This is a genomic window from Streptomyces sp. IBSBF 2435 (assembly GCF_036815005.1).
GTDB lineage: Bacteria > Actinomycetota > Actinomycetes > Streptomycetales > Streptomycetaceae > Actinacidiphila.
Genome location: NZ_JAJSYW010000128.1, coordinates 6,204 through 22,120, shown reverse-complemented (window position 1 = coordinate 22,120; position 15,917 = coordinate 6,204). Strand labels below are relative to the sequence as shown.

The 15,917-nt window shown below is 72.4% G+C and carries 15 protein-coding genes; 3 read left to right on the top strand and 12 right to left on the bottom strand.

Annotation, left to right across the window (positions count from 1 at the left end):
- Positions 1-129 precede the first annotated feature (129 nt).
- From V7E46_RS22940 to rsmI, 6 genes are all read right to left on the bottom strand, one after another.
- On the bottom strand, positions 130-1,032 hold the full coding sequence (locus V7E46_RS22940) for a 4-(cytidine 5'-diphospho)-2-C-methyl-D-erythritol kinase (RefSeq protein WP_329178376.1): 903 nt from the start codon (positions 1,030-1,032) through the stop codon (positions 130-132).
- A 23-nt stretch (positions 1,033-1,055) separates the two neighbouring features.
- Entirely contained in the window at positions 1,056-1,913 is an 858-nt protein-coding gene (rsmA, locus tag V7E46_RS22935) for a 16S rRNA (adenine(1518)-N(6)/adenine(1519)-N(6))-dimethyltransferase RsmA (RefSeq protein ID WP_333770176.1), read from the bottom strand.
- A 401-nt stretch (positions 1,914-2,314) separates the two neighbouring features.
- A complete protein-coding gene (locus tag V7E46_RS22930) occupies positions 2,315-3,487 on the bottom strand; it encodes a ubiquitin-like domain-containing protein (RefSeq protein WP_333770175.1) in 1,173 nt (390 codons plus the stop codon).
- Positions 3,488-3,533: 46 nt separating this feature from the next.
- Positions 3,534-4,391 (bottom strand): TatD family hydrolase, encoded by an 858-nt coding sequence (locus V7E46_RS22925; protein WP_333770174.1) that lies wholly within the window; start codon positions 4,389-4,391, stop codon positions 3,534-3,536.
- A gap of 29 nt (positions 4,392-4,420) precedes the next feature.
- On the bottom strand, positions 4,421-4,822 hold the full coding sequence (locus tag V7E46_RS22920; RefSeq protein WP_443054313.1) for a hypothetical protein: 402 nt from the start codon (positions 4,820-4,822) through the stop codon (positions 4,421-4,423).
- Positions 4,823-5,206: 384 nt separating this feature from the next.
- The gene (gene rsmI / locus V7E46_RS22915; RefSeq protein ID WP_333770173.1) at positions 5,207-6,067 is read right to left on the bottom strand and encodes a 16S rRNA (cytidine(1402)-2'-O)-methyltransferase; all 861 of its coding nucleotides are present in this window, start codon (positions 6,065-6,067) and stop codon (positions 5,207-5,209) included.
- Between the two features lie 125 nt (positions 6,068-6,192).
- Here rsmI and V7E46_RS22910 point away from each other — a divergent pair, with 125 nt between their 5' ends.
- Positions 6,193-7,917, top strand: coding sequence for a dolichyl-phosphate-mannose--protein mannosyltransferase (locus tag V7E46_RS22910; protein ID WP_443054312.1), 1,725 nt, complete (start codon positions 6,193-6,195; stop codon positions 7,915-7,917).
- Positions 7,918-8,119: 202 nt separating this feature from the next.
- A complete protein-coding gene (locus tag V7E46_RS22905; protein ID WP_333770180.1) occupies positions 8,120-9,814 on the top strand; it encodes a penicillin-binding transpeptidase domain-containing protein in 1,695 nt (564 codons plus the stop codon).
- Between the two features lie 96 nt (positions 9,815-9,910).
- Here the strand turns inward: V7E46_RS22905 and V7E46_RS22900 are convergent, their stop codons facing one another.
- From V7E46_RS22900 to V7E46_RS22875, 6 genes are read right to left on the bottom strand one after another with little or no spacing between them, the layout of a single operon-like run.
- Positions 9,911-11,041 carry a cytochrome P450 family protein gene (locus V7E46_RS22900; RefSeq protein ID WP_333770172.1) on the bottom strand — a complete coding sequence of 377 codons (1,131 nt, stop codon included), beginning with the start codon at positions 11,039-11,041 and terminating at the stop codon, positions 9,911-9,913.
- On the bottom strand, positions 11,005-12,429 hold the full coding sequence (locus tag V7E46_RS22895) for a cytochrome P450 (RefSeq protein WP_333770171.1): 1,425 nt from the start codon (positions 12,427-12,429) through the stop codon (positions 11,005-11,007). The genes V7E46_RS22900 and V7E46_RS22895 overlap by 37 nt, the downstream gene beginning before the upstream one ends.
- Positions 12,426-13,064: a GTP-binding protein gene (locus tag V7E46_RS22890; RefSeq protein WP_329178364.1), complete on the bottom strand. Its 639-nt coding sequence runs from the start codon at positions 13,062-13,064 to the stop codon at positions 12,426-12,428. Before V7E46_RS22890 ends, V7E46_RS22895 begins: the two co-directional genes overlap by 4 nt.
- A complete protein-coding gene (locus V7E46_RS22885; RefSeq protein ID WP_329178363.1) occupies positions 13,042-13,401 on the bottom strand; it encodes a DUF742 domain-containing protein in 360 nt (119 codons plus the stop codon). Before V7E46_RS22885 ends, V7E46_RS22890 begins: the two co-directional genes overlap by 23 nt.
- Positions 13,398-13,832: a roadblock/LC7 domain-containing protein gene (locus V7E46_RS22880; protein WP_333770170.1), complete on the bottom strand. Its 435-nt coding sequence runs from the start codon at positions 13,830-13,832 to the stop codon at positions 13,398-13,400. Before V7E46_RS22880 ends, V7E46_RS22885 begins: the two co-directional genes overlap by 4 nt.
- Positions 13,829-15,250 (bottom strand): ATP-binding protein, encoded by a 1,422-nt coding sequence (locus V7E46_RS22875; protein ID WP_333770169.1) that lies wholly within the window; start codon positions 15,248-15,250, stop codon positions 13,829-13,831. Before V7E46_RS22875 ends, V7E46_RS22880 begins: the two co-directional genes overlap by 4 nt.
- A 371-nt stretch (positions 15,251-15,621) precedes the next feature.
- On the opposite strand from V7E46_RS22875, the gene V7E46_RS33965 reads away from it, so the two are divergent.
- On the top strand, positions 15,622-15,855 hold the full coding sequence (locus V7E46_RS33965) for a DUF5984 family protein (protein WP_443054311.1): 234 nt from the start codon (positions 15,622-15,624) through the stop codon (positions 15,853-15,855).
- Positions 15,856-15,917 lie beyond the last annotated feature (62 nt).

Sequence of the window (15,917 nt, the reverse complement as noted above, 5' to 3'; positions counted from 1 at the left end):
CCACGATGGTGGGAAAGGTGCGGCGCCACGGCACATGGCACCGGCCCAGGGGCGCGGGGAACCGCGCCACCAGCGACGGCGGGCCCGCGGTCGAGGAACGGCACAAGCCCGGCAGGGCGGCGGCGGGGGTCAGAGAAGGGTGGCGCCCGGGGCCGGCGAGAGGGCCGGATAGGCCCGGAAGGGCAGCGCGGCGGCAAGCGAGGCGGCCTCCGGAGCCGAGGGCACGAGAAACGCACAGGTCGGCCCCGACCCGGAGACAAGCGCGGCAAGGGCGCCGCCCGCGAGCCCGGCGCCAAGTGTGTCGGCGAGCCCCGGCCGCAGGCCGACGGAAGCGGCCTGGAGGTCGTTGGACAGCGCCCCGGCGAGCGCCTCGGCCGACCCCTCCCGCAGCGCGGCGACGAGCGCGGGGTCAGCCGCCGGCTCGGCGAGGTCCGCGGCGAGGTCACTCCCCCCGCCGGCCCGCCGCAGGCGATCGCACTCGCGGTAGACGTCCGGCGTGGACAAGCCCCCTTCGGCGACGGCGAAGACCCAGTGGAATTCCCCGCCGACCTCCAGCGGCGTCAGGATCTCCCCGCGCCCCACCCCGAGCGCGGCGCCCCCCACCAGGCTGAACGGCACATCACTGCCGAGGTCCGCGCACAGCGCGAGCAGTTCCTCACGGGGGGCGCCGATCCCCCACAGCGCGTCGCACGCGACCAGCGCGCCCGCCGCGTCCGCGGACCCGCCGGCCATACCCCCGGCCACCGGGATGTCCTTGTCGATGTGCAGGTGCACGTCCGGCTCGACCCCGTAGCGCTTGGCGAGCGCGACCGCCGCCCGCGCGGCCAGGTTCGTCCCGTCGAGCGGGACGCTCGCCACGTCCCGGCCCGCCGCGGTGATCCGCAGGCCGTCCGCGGGCGCGGCGGTGACGTGGTCGTAGAGCCCGACCGCGAGGAAGACGGTGGCCAGGTCGTGGAAGCCGTCGGGGCGTCGTCCGCCCACGGACAGCTGGACGTTGACCTTGGCGGGCACTCGGACGGTGACGGCAGTCACGGGCGGGGGCTCCTCATGATCGGCTACGGCTTGTGCTCGGCGACGGCGGCGAATTCCTCGACGGTCAGTGCTTCCCCACGTGCCTGCGGGGATACTCCGGCGGCGACCAACGCGGCCTCCGCCGCCGCCGCGGAACCGGCCCATCCGGCGAGCGCGGCCCGCAGCGTCTTGCGGCGCTGCGCGAAGGCGGCGTCGACCACGGCGAAGACCTCCTGGCGGGTCGCCGTCGTGGCGGGCGGGTCGCGCCGGGCGAGGGCGACGAGGCCCGAGTCCACGTTGGGCGCGGGCCAGAAGACGCTGCGGCCGATGGCGCCGGCCCGCTTGACGTCGGCATACCAGTTCGCCTTCACCGAGGGCACGCCGTAGACCTTGTTGCCGGGCCCGGCGGCGAGCCGGTCGGCGACCTCGGACTGCACCATGACGAGCGTGCGCTCGATGCCCGGGAAGGTCGCGAGCATGTGCAGCAGCACGGGGACGGCGACGTTGTACGGCAGGTTCGCCACCAGCGCGGTGGGCGGCGGGCCCGGAAGCCCGGTCACCGCCATGGCGTCGCTGTGGACCAGGTCGAAACGGTCCACCCTGCCGGGCAGCCGGGCCGCGACGGTCGCGGGCAGCGCCGCGGCCAGGACGTCGTCGATCTCGATCGCCGTCACGTGTGCGGCCGCTTCCAGCAGGGCCAGGGTGAGCGAGCCGAGGCCGGGGCCGACCTCGACGACCGTGTCGTCGGGCCCGACCCCCGCGGTCCGCACGATCTTCCGTACGGTGTTCGCGTCGATCACGAAGTTCTGGCCGCGCTGCTTGGTCGGGCGCACGCCGAGCGCCGCGGCCAGCTCACGTACGTCGGCGGGTCCGAGCAGGGGGTCGCTCTCAGTGCCACTCACGCGCCCTAGGCTAATCGAGCGATCCCCTGCGGGGTGCCTGTGCCGCTCGTCGACCTCAGGCCTGCCGTGGCTGGCCGCGCGGTCCCCCGCGCCCCTTCAGCCGGGGGCCACTCACCGTGGCGCCGCACCTTTCCCACCATCGTGGCCGAGCGCGCAGTTCCCCGCGCCCCTTCGGCGCACGGTTCCTCCGCCGCAGAGGGTGAGTTCACCGCGGAAAGCGGCTCCCCCGCCGCAGAGGGCAACCCTCAGGGGCGCGGGGAACGGCGCGAGCAACCACGACGCAGCCGCCGCAGGCAAGCAACGCCACCGCAAGGGGCAGCCGCCCAGGGGCGCGGGGAGCTGCGCGGGCGGCCGCAGTGCGGCGGCGCTGTGAACGCCGGCAAGCCCCGCGAGGAGCGAGTTCAGCCGTGGAGGAGGTGGCGGCCGCACACCGGCCAGGGCGCGGCGCCGCGCGAGGCGTAGAGCCGTTGCGCGCGGAGCGTCTGCTCCGCGGCGCTCGCGTCCTGCGGCCGCCCCCGCCCGCCCAGGCTCCGCCAGGTCTGCGTGTCGAACTGGTAGAGCCCTCCGTACCGCCCGGACGGGTCGACCGCGTTCACCCGCCCGCCGGACTCGCACTGGGCGAGCCCGTGCCAGTCGAGGCCGCCGCCCCCGCCCCGCACGGAGGACTCCTGCCGGCCGGGGGCGGCAGGCTCGCGCCGGCCGGGGCCGCCCCGGCCGGTGCTCGCGCCGGCGGAATGCGTGCCGACGCGGACGACTTCGGCCACGGGCTCCCGGGTGACCTCGGTGCTCAGGACGTGGGCCGGCCCTGGCACGCCGTCGACCGTGCGGACGGTGTAGTGGATCTCACGCACCCCGTTCCGTCCCTCGACGTCCACGACAGTGGTCCCGCGGGCGAGGTGCGCGTCGTGGTGCCGTACGACGCGGTAGGGCACCGGCTCCTGGCGCACGGCCTCCGACGTGCGGACCCGTACGATCGTCGCGGTGCCGCCGTCCGGCGGGAAGGCGCCGACGGCCGGTGACAGCGTGTCCTCGGGGCCGAGGAAGAGCCCGGCGTCGGCCACGGCCCCGCCCACGGTCACCGCGTGCGTGCGGACGATGCGCGCCCGCCCGTCCGCCACGACGGTGAGCCGCCGCTGGGTGCGTACGGAGAGTTCGAGCCCGCGCCGCCCGATGGCGGCGCCGCGCGAGGCGTCCACGAAGGCCCCGTCCGCGCGGACACCGAGCTGGCGCAGGGCGTCGGCGACGGTCGTCCCCGTCGTCCAGACCTGCCGCTGCCGCCCGTCGAGCGTGAGGGTCAGCGGGCGGCCGTGGAGTACGGCCACGGCGTCGCCGTTGTGCAGCGGGCGCCCGGGCTCGGGCGCCACGAGGTCGTGCCCGCCGACCCCGATGTGCTGCTGGCGCAGGACGCCCTCGACGTCCGCGGCGAACGTGTGGACGGTCTGCACCCGCCCGTCGACGCTCAGGCGTACGGTCTTCTCGGCCACGACATACGCACCCGCGCCGCCGGCGAGTACCGCGACGACGAGCGTCTGCGGTACGAGCCTGCGTACCCGTCCGGCAAGGTGAATGGTCACGACGCCGGACTTTAAATCATAAAAGCTGCAAAACTTCGTATTTCCGTCACGTGTCGTAGCCGAACGCCCGCGCCGTATTGGCGGCGATCGCCGTCGCCAGGCGGTCCTCGTCGTCGCCCCTGGCCGCGGCCATCGCCCGCAGTGTGACCGGGATGAGGTAGGGCGCGTTGGGCCGCCCGCGGTGCGGCACCGGGGTCAGGAAGGGCGCGTCGGTCTCGACCAGGAGACGGTCGAGCGGGGCGACGGCGACAGCGTCCCGCAGATTCTGGGCGGACTTGTAGCTGACGGTCCCGGCGAAGGACATGTAGTAGCCGCGCTCGGCGCACACCTTCGCCATCTCGGCGTCCCCGGAGTAGCAGTGGAAGACCACGGAGGGGGGCGCGCCCTCCTCCTGGAGGATGCGCAGGACGTCCGCGTGGGCGTCCCGGTCGTGGATGACCAGCGCTTTGCCGTGGCGTTTGGCGATGTCGATGTGCCGCCGGAAGGAGTGCTGCTGGTCCTGGACCCCGTCGGGGCCGGTGCGGAAGTAGTCGAGGCCGGTCTCGCCGACCCCGAGGACCTGCGGCAGCGCGGCCAGCGCGTCGATCTCGTCGATCTCGGCGTCGAGCCCCGCCCTGCCCCCTTCGGAGGCGCGGTCCGCCACTCGTGGCGCTTCGTTCGGGTGAAGCGCCACCGTGGCCCAGATGCGGTCCCACTCGGCAGCCGTCCGCGCGGCCCAGCGCGACCCCGCGAGGTCGCACCCGACCTGGACGAGCGTGTCGACGCCGACCGCCGCGGCCTGCGCGACGGCGTCCGCGACGCTTCCTGACTGCATGTCGAGGTGGGTGTGGGAGTCGGCGACCGCGACCCGCAGCGGCTCGGGCGCCGGAGGCGCGGTCGTTCTCTTGGTGTCCCTGTCTGGCATGCCCCGATCCTAGGGACCGGGAACCCGGCTCATTCCGCCGCTGTCTCCCCGTCGCTCCTGCGGTGCAGGAAGTGGAGCGCGGACCAGTTGCGGGCCGGCCTGGCGGTGGTCCGCCGCACCCGGGCGGGGCGGTGCGCCACGGGCCTGGCGGCGGCCACGCCGGCGACCCGTCCGGGACGCATGATGTGCACCCGGTGGCCGTCGCAGTTCTGGCAGGTGGGGTGGGTGAGCGGGGACGGCACCTGGCTGCCGTCGGCGAGATAGGTGACGTAGGGGCGGCCGGAAGTGTCGACGTGGTGCTCGATCTCGTAGGCCTGCTCCCAGCCGTGACCGCAGTTCATGCAGGCGAAGGAGTACGCCTCGTGGACCACGTTCGCACCGGTGCCGGCGGCCGGCCGCGGCTGCGGCCCGCTTCCTGTGGTGTCGCTCATGTGCAGCTCCTGCGTGCCCTCCGGGCGCCGTGCCCGGACCGGGACTTCCCTGCAAGCGAACGCCCCGCAGCGGCCCGGCGCAGTAGGCCTATACGACTCTTGAGCCAGATTTGAGGTCTATGTGGGAGATGGGCGGTATTGCTTTGCCATGCGCCCGGTTTAGTGCACGCGACCCTGCTCACCTCATGCCCGCGACCTGTGAAATCCCCGGCCGGGCGGCGGCGCGGAATCGCGGTGAGCCGCGGTGATACCGTGCCGCGGCATCGGACGGGCCGGGCTCAAGGCCGCGCCGCGGCACACGGCCGCGCCGTACGTCAGACCGCACCATGGCGCCGGACGCGGCCGGGTGTCAGGCCGCGCCGTGGCGAAGGACCGTGCCGGGCGTCAGACCGCGCCGTGCTTGGCGGCGACGACCGCGTCGAAGACCTCGCGCTTCGGCAGCCCCGCGTCCGCCGCGACCGCCGCGATGGCCTCCTTGCGCCGCTCCCCCGCCGCCTCGCGCGCCGCGACCCGGCGGACGATCTCGGCCGGGTCGAGGTCCGCGGGGCCCGGCGCGGCGGCGCCCTCGACCACGACGGTGATCTCGCCCCTTACGCCGTCCTTCGCCCATTGCGCCAGCTCGGCCAGCGGCCCGCGACGGACCTCCTCGTACGTCTTGGTCAGCTCGCGGCACACCGCCGCTCGCCGCTCGCCGCCGAAGACCTCGGCCATGGCCGCGAGGGTGTCGTCGATGCGGTGCGTGGCCTCGAAGTAGACCAGCGTCCTGCGGTCCGCGGCGACTTCGCGCAGCCGGGCCAGCCGCTCGCCGGCCTTGCGGGGCAGGAAGCCCTCGAAGCAGAAGCGGTCCACCGGCAGCCCGGAGACGGCGAGCGCGGTCAGGACGGCGGAGGGGCCGGGGACCGCGGTCACGGTGATGCCGCGTTCGACGGCCGCGGCGACCAGCCGGTAGCCGGGGTCGGACACGGACGGCATGCCCGCGTCGGTGACCAGGACCACACGGGCGCCGCCTGCCAGCGCCTCGACCAGTTCCGGGGTGCGGCCGGCCTCGTTGCCCTCGAAGTAGGACACGATCCGCCCGGCCGGTTCGATGCCGAGCGCCTGGGTCAGCCGCCGCAGCCGCCGGGTGTCCTCGGCGGCGATGACGTCGGCGCCGGTCAGCTCGGTGCCGAGCCGCGGCGGGGCGTCCGCGGGGTCGCCGATGGGAGTTCCGGCCAGTACGAGGACGCCTGCGGCTTGCGTGGTCACCCGCCAAGCTTCCCACCTGCGGCCGTCCGCTCTCCGCCAGGACCCGGTAGCCGGGTTTACGGACAAACAGGGGCTCCGGGCGCCGACCTCATCACATTTTCAGAGGCGTTCCCTACGATGGGCCGGTGACGAGTGAGACCGCGACGCAGGACCGGGCCCCCGAGGGTGTTCTGGCACAGCCGCATCCGAGCCCCTGGGCGCAACGGCTGCGCAGGTTCGGCTATGCGGAACGGCCGCGCACCGACACCCGCGAGCGCCTGGTGCCGCCGTTCCCCGAGCCGGGGACCCGGATGTGGCAGTCGCTGGGCGCGGGCCCGCGGCTCTCCCACCTGCTGGCCAGGGTGTCGGGCTGGCTCGGCCCGCTTCTGGTGGCGGCCTTCGCGGGCGGGCTGCGCTTCTGGCACCTGGGCACACCGCGCGAGGTCGTCTTCGACGAGACGTACTACGCCAAGGACGCCTGGTCGCTGCTCCAGTTCGGCTACGAGGGCACCTGGCCGGACGCCAAGATCACCAACCCGGACCTGCTGGGCCACCCGCAGACCATCCCGCTGTCCGACGCGCCCGGCTACGTGGTGCATCCGCCGGCCGGCAAGTGGGTGATCGCGGTCGGCGAGTGGATGTTCGGCATGAACCCCTTCGGCTGGCGGTTCATGATGGCCGTGCTCGGCACCCTGTCGGTGCTGATGCTGTGCCGCATCGGGCGCCGGCTCTTCCGCTCCACCGCGCTGGGCTGCCTGGCCGGGCTGCTGATGGCGGTGGACGGCCTGCAGTTCGTGATGAGCCGGATCGCGCTGCTCGACCTGGTGATCATGTTCTTCGCGCTGGCCGCCTTCGGCTGCCTGCTGGTGGACCGCGACTGGTCCAGAGCCCGGCTGGCCCGGGCGCTGCCGGTGGACGAGTCCGGCTGGGCTGGACCCGACCGGCAGGTCGGGGAAAAGGTCGGCATGGGCTGGCGCCCGTGGCGTATTGCGGCGGCGGTTTTCCTCGGCCTGGCCGCGGCGAGCAAGTGGAACGGCCTGTACTTCCTGGCGTTCTTCACGATCCTGACCCTGGCGTGGGACCTCGGCTCGCGCCGCCTGGCGGGCGCCCGCCGCCCGGTCACGGCCGTGCTGCGCAAGGACTTCGGCTGGTCGGTGCTGACCATGATCCCGGTCGCGCTGCTCACCTATCTGGCGACCTGGACCGGCTGGTTCCTGTCCGACAAGGGCTACGGGCGGCACTGGGCCGACAACCGCGGCGGCACCTGGTCGTGGATCCCGGCGCCGCTGCGCAGCCTGTGGCATTACGAGTACGAGGTCTACCAGTTCAATGTGACACTGCACACGCCCCACCCGTACCAGTCCAACCCGTGGAGCTGGCTCGTCCTCGGCCGTCCGGTGTCGTACTACTTCGAGTCGCCGAAGTTCGGCCAGGACGGCTGCCACAGCACCGGGGGCTGCTCGAAGGAGATCCTGGCGCTGGGCACCCCGCTGCTGTGGTGGTCGGCGTGCTTCGCACTGCTGTACCTGCTCTACCGCTGGGTGCTGCGCCGCGACTGGCGGGCGGGCACGATCCTGTGCGCGGTGGGCGCCGGCCTGCTGCCGTGGATGCACTACCAGGACCGCACGATCTTCTACTTCTACGCGGTCTCCTTCGTGCCCTACCTCTGCCTGGCGGTGGCGATGATGGTGGGCGCCTTCCTCGGCCCACCGGGGTCCAGCGAGGGCCGCCGGATGTGGGGCGCGGTCGGCGCGGGCACTCTGGTGCTGCTGATCATCTGGAACTTCATCTACTTCTTCCCGATCTACACCGGCATGACCATCCCCTACAGCGGCTGGCAGGCCCGCATGTGGTTCGACTCCTGGGTCTGACCCCGCGCGCCGATCCGCCGACGACCGGTGCGGGCCGCCCCGTTGCGGGCGGGGCGCGGGCGGTTGCGGGTGGGACGAGGCGGGGACGAAGCCGTGTCTTTCCCGAGACCTGCCCTGTCACACCCGTCCCGTAGGGTGCGGCTGGGAGCGCGGTCATTCGAACGCGTTCAGGGGGTGGGACAGAGGGGGGATCTCGGTGCCCATGGCACGGGGGCTCAAGGCAGGCATCATCGGCACGGTCTTCATCGGCATGGTGGGCGTCGCAGGATACGGCGCCTACAACATCTACAGCGGCCTGGACGGCGGCGGGAGCGGCAGTGCGCCGGCGACCACGACGGTCAGGGACGACAGCCCGCTCACCGCGAAGGACGTCACCCATACCGCGGCCGACTTCCTGGCCGCCTGGTCGTCGGGGGACGACCAGGCGGCCGCCAAGCTGACGGACTCCGTCCAGACCGCGACGGCCGCGCTGGAGGAGTTCAAAGCGAAGGGCAGCATCAGCAAGGTCACGGCCACCGCGACGCCGTCGGACAACGCGACCGACGCGACCAGTGCGGCCGGCCCGGCCGGCATGACCGTGTCGTACACGGTGCGCGCGACCATCTCGTACGAGAGTCTCGCGCCGCAGATCTGGACGTACGGCTCGACGCTGACCGTCGGCCGCAACACGGTGGGCGATCCGGCCGTCAAGTGGACGCCGAGCGTCATGGAGCCCGACCTCAAGGAAGGGCAGTCGGTGGTCACGGGGCTCGTGACCGCACCGCAGCTCGACCTGGTGGACCGGCACGGCGAGACGATGACGGCCGAGCAGTATCCGGGCCTGACCGATGTCTTCGCGGACCTGCGCAAACGGTACGCGGACGCGCATCTCGGCGGCTCCCCCGGCATCGAGACCTATGTGGCCGCCGACGACGGCAGCGCCGTCAAGACGCTGTACGTGGTCAAGCCGGGCAAGAACGCGCAGCTCAAGACCACCCTGGACGCCGGCATCCAGACGGCGGCGGAGAATGCGGTGAAGAAGTACGGGCAGTCGGGGGTGACCGCGCTGGACACCAGCACCGGCAAGATCCTCGCCATGGCGGCCAACCCGCCCGGCGGCACGAACTACGCGCTGAGCCTCCAGCCGCCCGGCTCCACCTTCAAGATCGTGACCGCCACCGCACTGATGCTGGCCCCGCCCTCGGCGGAGTACAGGCACGGCATCTCCCCGACGGTGAAGTCCCAGTGCTACAACGGCTACGCGGCGGCGGGCGGCAAGAAGTACGAGAACGTCACGCGGGACAAGCCCGACGCCACCTTTTCCTGGGACTTCGCCAACTCCTGCAACACCGGCTTCATCCGGCTCTCGAAATACCTGGACTCCGGCACCCTGACCAAGGTCGGCCGCGACTACTTCGGCCTCGCGGGCGACAGCCGCCCCTGGTACACCGGCACCGGCACCACCGACGGCAGCATCCCCGGCGGCACCGGCGACGAGATGACGTCGGAGATGATCGGCCAGGGCCAGGTCCTGATGAACACGCTGAACATGGCGTCGGTCGCCGCCACCGTACGCAGCGGGCAGTTCCAGCAGCCGTCGATCCTCCAGGACAAGGACCTGATCGAGAACCGGCAGACGATCCACGCCACCGCGCTGCCCGGCTCCGTGCGGCAGAACCTGATGTCGATGATGCACACGACGGCGGTCTCGGGCACCGCCAGGGGCCTGCTGACCGGCGTCGCGAGTCCGTACGGCGCCAAGACCGGCTCGGCGGAGGAGAACAAGGACGACCTGCCGACCGGCTGGTTCACCGCCTACAGCGGCCATGTGGCCGCCGCGGCGATGGTCGTGCAGGGCGACCACGGCAACAAGTCCGCCGGCCCGATCGTCGCGGACATCCTGCGCGCCGCCTCGTAGCCGTACCGCGGCGCTCCGGGCGGGCGCCGCGGCGGTATCCAGCCAAGTGCCCCCGTCCGCGGCAGCCGCGGACGGGGGCGCCGTCGTACGAGGCGCTCAGCCCAGCCGCACCGGCAGGCTCACGTGGCCGTTCGAGATGAACGACTCGACCGGCGGCAGCTCCTCCCGCGGCGCCGCCAGCGCGAGCCCGGGGAAGCGCGCGAAGAGCGCGGGCAGGGCGATCTCGGCCTCGAGCCGGGCCAGCGGTGCGCCGAGGCAGAAGTGGGCGCCGTGCCCGAAGGCGAGGTGTTCCTTGTTGACCCGGGTGATGTCGAACCGGTCGGCGGTGGGCCCGTGGTAGGCCGGGTGGCGGCCCGCCGCCGCGTACGAGGCCAGGATCGCCTCGCCCTTCTTGATGTCGACACCGCCGGCCGAGATGTCGTCCACCGCGTACCGCAGCGGCAGATGGGCGATCGGCGGCTCGGCGCGCAGCGTCTCCTCGATGACGTCGCTCCAGTTGGCCTTTCCCGCCCGGACCAGTGCGAGCTGTTCCGGGTGGGTGAGCAGCGCGTGGACAGCGTTGTCGAGCAGGTTGACGGTGGTCTCGTGGCCCGCGCTGATCATCAGGATCAGGGTGTCCACGAGTTCGCCCTCGGTCAGCCGCGAGCCGTCCTCCTCGCGCGCGCCGATGAGCACACTGGTGAGGTCGTCGCCCGGCGTCTCCCGCTTGAGGGCGACCAGGTCCGACAGCACCTGGTGGATGCCGGTGAAGGTGGCGACGGCCTCCTCCGCGCTGATGGCGGTGTTGAAGATGTTGTCGACCAGCCGGCGCAGCTCCTTGCGGGTGTCCTCGTCGTCGATGCCGAAGAGCTGGCAGATCACCTGGATCGGGATCGGGTAGCAGTACGCCTCGCGCAGGTCGACCGGCTCACCGGCCGGCAGGGCGGCGAGCCCGTCGAGCAGGTCCGCGGTCATCCGCTCGATCCACGGGCGCATCGCCTCGGCGCGGCGGGCGGTGAAGGCCGTCGCCACCAGCTTGCGCAGCCGCCGGTGGTCGCCCCCGTAGGCGGTGAACATGTTGGTGACCGCCACCCAGGTGAACAGCGGCCAGTCGGGGGTGATCTCGCCGTTGGCCCAGGCCGCCCAGTGCTGCCGCGGGTCCTTGGAGACCCTGGCGTCGGTCAGCAGCTCCTTGAGCAGCGTCTGGTCGGTTACCGCCCACGCCTCCACACCGCCAGGAAGCGCCACCAGCGCCGCGGGGCCGCTTTCGCGGAGACGGGCCCCCTCGCCGTGGATGTCGCGTCCTGCGGGGTCGATGACGACGGGGCGGGCTTGGGATTCCATTCGGTGTCTCCAGAAGTCTCGTCCGTGGCGGCCGGCACCGTGACGGCGATCGGCGGGAAACGTACGGGCAGCGCGGTGAGGGCCCGGTGGAAGGGGCCCTGCCGCCACTCCAGCTGCTCCACCTCGCAGTCGAGTTCGACGTCCGGCAGCCGGTCGAGCAGCTTTTCCACCGCGACGGCCGCGATCAGCCGGGCGGCGCTCTTGGCGGGGCAGGTGTGCGGGCCCGCGCTCCATGCCAGGTGGGCGCGGTTGCCGGCGCGCCGTTCGCCGCTGAGCGCCGGGTCGGTGTTGGCGGCGGTGAAGCTGACCAGGACCGGGCGTCCGGCGGGCACCTCGACGCCGTCGACCTCGGTGTCCTGGATCGCGTAGTGCACCGCGTAGTTCGCCAGCGGCGGGTCGGTCCACAGCACCTCGTCGAGCGCCTCGTCGACCGGCATGCTGCCGCCCGCCAGGTCGCCGGCGAAGCGGTCGTCGGACAGCAGCAGGAGCAGCGCGTTGCAGATCAGGTTCTGCTCCGGCTCGGTGCCCGCGCCCATCAGCAGCGCGAGCTGGTGCAGCATCTCCAGGTCGGTGAGCTTGGCGGGGTGCGCCATCATCCAGGACGTGACGTCGGCGCCCGGCTCGCGGCGCTTGAGCGCGACCAGTTCGATGCCGCCCTCGGTGAGGACCTGGTTGGCCTTCTCCGCGTCGGCCTCGGCGTCGAAGATGCGGGACATGCCGAAGACCAGCTTGTCGCCGATGTCGGCCGGGCAGCCGAACATCCGGTTGAAGACCAGCATCGGCAGCATCGCGCTGTAGTCGCTGAGCAGGTCGGCGGTGCCGTCCGGGCCGATCCGGTCGATGAGGATGTCGGCGCACTCCTCGACGTGGCCGCGCAGCTCGTTGGGGTCGATCTGGGCGAGGGTGTCGGTGATCGCGCTGCGGTAGCGGGCGTGCTCCTCGCCGTCGGACCACAGGGCGTTGGGCCGGTGCATCATCATCGGCACGACCGGGCTGTCGGCCGGCACGGAACCGTCGGCCAGCGCCTGCCACCTGCGCGGGTTCTTCGAGAACCGCTCGGGGCTGCGCAGGACCTCCAGCGCGCTCTGGTAGCCGATGACAAGCGTGGCCTCGACACCGGGCGCGATCTCCACGGGGGCGACGCTGCCCTGCTTGCGCAGTGCTGCGAAGGTCGCCTTGGGGTCGGCGGCGTGGTCGGGCCCGTACAGCCGTGCGAGGCCGCCCGCGTGGGCAGGGCACCCGGGGGGCGGTACGGCGGCGTAGGCGGGCTCGGGCGCGGTGGGGGACGTCATCCGGTTCGGAACTCCTGATCGGCGGGGGTGTTTCGGGACTGCAGGTGTTCCACCAGGGCGATCAGCGCCATGGTGGAGGAAGCGGGATCGCGGGCGTCGCAGGTGATCAGCGGTGTGTCCGGCAGCAGGTCGAGCGCCTCGCGCACCTCCGCCTCGGGGAAGGGCGGCGCCCCGTCGAAACGGTTGACCGCGACCGCGTACGGCATGCCGTACTCCTCCAGCAGCCCCATCACGTCGAAGGACTGGTCGAGCCGCCGGGTGTCGGCGAGCACGATGGCGCCGAGCGCGCCCTGCAGCATGTCGGTCCACAGCTGAGCGAAACGTTTCTGACCGGGCGCGCCGAACAGGTAGAGCACCAGGCTCTCGCTCAGCGTGAGCCGCCCGAAGTCCATGGCCACGGTGGTGGTGGTCTTGTCGGGTACGCCCGCCAGGTCGTCGATACGCGCGCCGGCCTGCGACAGGGGCTCCTCGGTCCGCAGCGGCCGGATCTCGGAGAGCGTCCCGACGAAGGTGGTCTTGCCGACCGCGAAGTGCCCGACGACCAGGATCTTGGCCGCGGTCCTGACGGAGGCGGCCACGTACGAGGGTCCGCCCGTTGGTACGAGGGCGCGTTCAGAGGCGGGCGCGGAGCCCATTGAGCACCTCCTGCAGAAGCTGGGCGTCGGGGAGTTCGGCCCTGGGGATGGCGGCCCTTGCGATGATGTGACCACTGTCGATGAGGTCGCTGATCAGCACTTTGGTGACGCTGATCGGGAGGGTGAGGTGCCCCGCCACTTCGGCGACGGACAGCGCCCCGCCCCGGCACAGCTCCATCACCGCGCGCCGCTCGGGCGTGAGCCCGGACAGCGGACGGGTGGTCACGGCGTTCACCAGTGTGACGATGTCCAGGGTGTTGCGCGTCGGGTGAGCCCGCCCGTCGGTGACGACATAGGACCGCACGAGCCCCTTCTCACGCCTGCGCGGCGGGGTCATGAGCGTACGGTGGTGCCCGGCCGGATGGGTGCCGCGTCCTGGCGGGGCGGGCTGGTCAGCTCCTTGCCGAGCCGGTCGACGAGTTTCTGCATGCGGTAGGTCACCATCTCCATGTCCACGCGCTGCGTGGCCGAGACCGCCAGGTACGCTCCCGCGCCGGCCGCGACCAGGAAGACGTAGCCCTCGGCGAATTCGACCAGGGTCTGCTGCCAGGGCGAACCGTCCTTGCCGCAGAATTCCGCGGTGCTGCGGCTGATGGACTGAAGCCCCGACAGGGCCGCGGCCTGGCGTTCCGCCTCGTCGCGGCCGATGCCCTGCGAGTGTGATCTGAGCATCCCGTCCGCGGACAGCAGGATCGCGTGCCGCGCCTCCGGGACTTTCAGGACCTCGTCGAGCATCCAGCCCAGTTCGTTGGCCATATGGTCGTTCATTCCTGAGTCGTCCCTTCGTCATCGGCGGATTCCGCGCGCCCGGAGCGCGTGCCACGGGCGAACGCGCCCATACGGGATGCGGTCTCGTACGGGGTACGGACCGGTCCGGTGTCCTCGTCGGCCACCGCTTCCACTGTGTGTGCGTGCAGGGTCGCGCGCTGTTCCTCGCTGACCTCACGCCTGCGGCGCTTGGGCAGGCCGCCCGCGGTGGCGCCGGTGATGGGGGTCTCGGGTACGACCTCGCCGAACGCGCGCTCGTACACCGCGCGTTCGTGCACCGGTTCGGTCGCCGCGACGGCCGCCACGGGCTGGGCCGGGCGCTCGGCCTCGACCGCGCGGGTGGCCGACGACCTGCGTACCGGCAGTTCGCCCTGGGCGGCCGCGCGGGCGTGCGCGGCGCGCGCGACCACGGGGGCCGCGGCCGTACCGGCGGTGATCAGTAGTGCCTTGGGCAGGAACAGCACGGCCCGCACACCGCCGTAGGGCGACCTGGTGTCCACCGACACCGCGAAGCCGTAGCGCGCGGCCAGCACGCCGATCACCGCGAACCCGAACTGCGGCGGGTCGCCGAGCCCGTTGATGTCCAGGTTCTCGCCGCCCGTCAGCCGCTCGCCCGCGACCGAGATCTCCAGCTCGTCCATGCCGACGCCCGCGTCGTCGATGACGATCGTGGTGCCGTTGTGCGCGGGCCGGACGGCGACCTCGACCGAGGTGTTCGGCTGCGAGTGCCGGGTGGCGTTGTCCAGCAGCTCGGCGACCGCGAGCACCACCGGCTCCACCGCCCGGCTGACCACGTCGACATCGGGACCCGCACCGATCTCGACCCGCTGGTAGTCGCGGATACGGGACTTGGCGCCGCGCAGCACGTCGATCAGCGGCGAGGCGGCGCGCTGCCGTCCCGGCCACGATCCGCACAGCACCGCGATGGCCTGCGCCCGGCGCCCGAACTGCGAGTTGGCGTGGTCGATCTCCATCAGGTCCTGCAGAACGTTCGGATTGTCATAGCGATCCTGCATGTCGGAGATGGACAGCTGCTGTTCGTTCGCCAGCGCCTGCACCGAGCGCATCGCCGCCTTGAGGGTGGACTTCGCCGACTGGTCGGCGCGCACCTGGGCCTTCTCGACGGCGCCGACGAAGCGGCCCACGATCCGGTCCATGCTGTCCGCGTACGCCGTACCGGCCAGCCGTTCGTCCCGCAGTCCCTGCGGCGGACGCCGCCCGCCCATCTCCACGGCGGACAGCCTGACCGTGACCAGATGTGCGGCCTCCGCCTCGCGGAGCCGCACATCCTCCTCGGCCGCGGTGAGCCGCTTCCTGAGCCGTGCCGCCACGAACGCCTGCCGGACCCATAGGAAAAGGGCCACCAGCGCGACGACGGCGACAGGCCAGAACACCACTCCCGACATATGACTCGTCATCAGATCCTCATGAACTCGGAGAGGTCGACCAGACCCGGTACAACCCATCGGATTCCGGTCCGTACGGAACGAACGCACCGGAACGCGCGCGGCGGTCGACGTGGCCAAAATCCGACGCCCATACCCACCGCGAGAGGGGATTGCCTGATCATCCTAGTCATCTGACGGACAGACAAGTGTCCTATGGTAAGGGTGTTGTGACGACTGATCAGACAAATCAGGGCGTCTTCACGGGCGTTTTCGCAGGCCCGTGGGGCCTGCGGCGCGGGGCGAACCCGACGGTGCCGGGACGTCGGCGTCGGTGTGCGCGGCGAGCCTTCGGAAGGCCCCTTCCGCCGGCAGAGCGGCGGCCGGAGCTCGCAGCCGGTGACATGCTCGGCCCCGTGGCCACGCCCGCCGTCCGCGTCCGCTTCGGCCTGACTCCCCCGGAGTCGGTGCGCCCCTGGGGCCGGACCGAGCCCGAGCTGCACTGGTTCGGGCTGACCGACGGCTGTACTGCCTCGACCTCGGCGGCCACGAGGTGCTGCGCTACGCCGGCCGGCCCGCACCCGAGCTGCGGCGGGACGGCCCCGCGCACTACGCGGTGCGGCTGCGGGAGGACCTGATCGCCCTGAAGGCCCCTTCCGCCGGCAGAGCGGCGGCCGGAGCTCGCAGCCGGTGACATGCT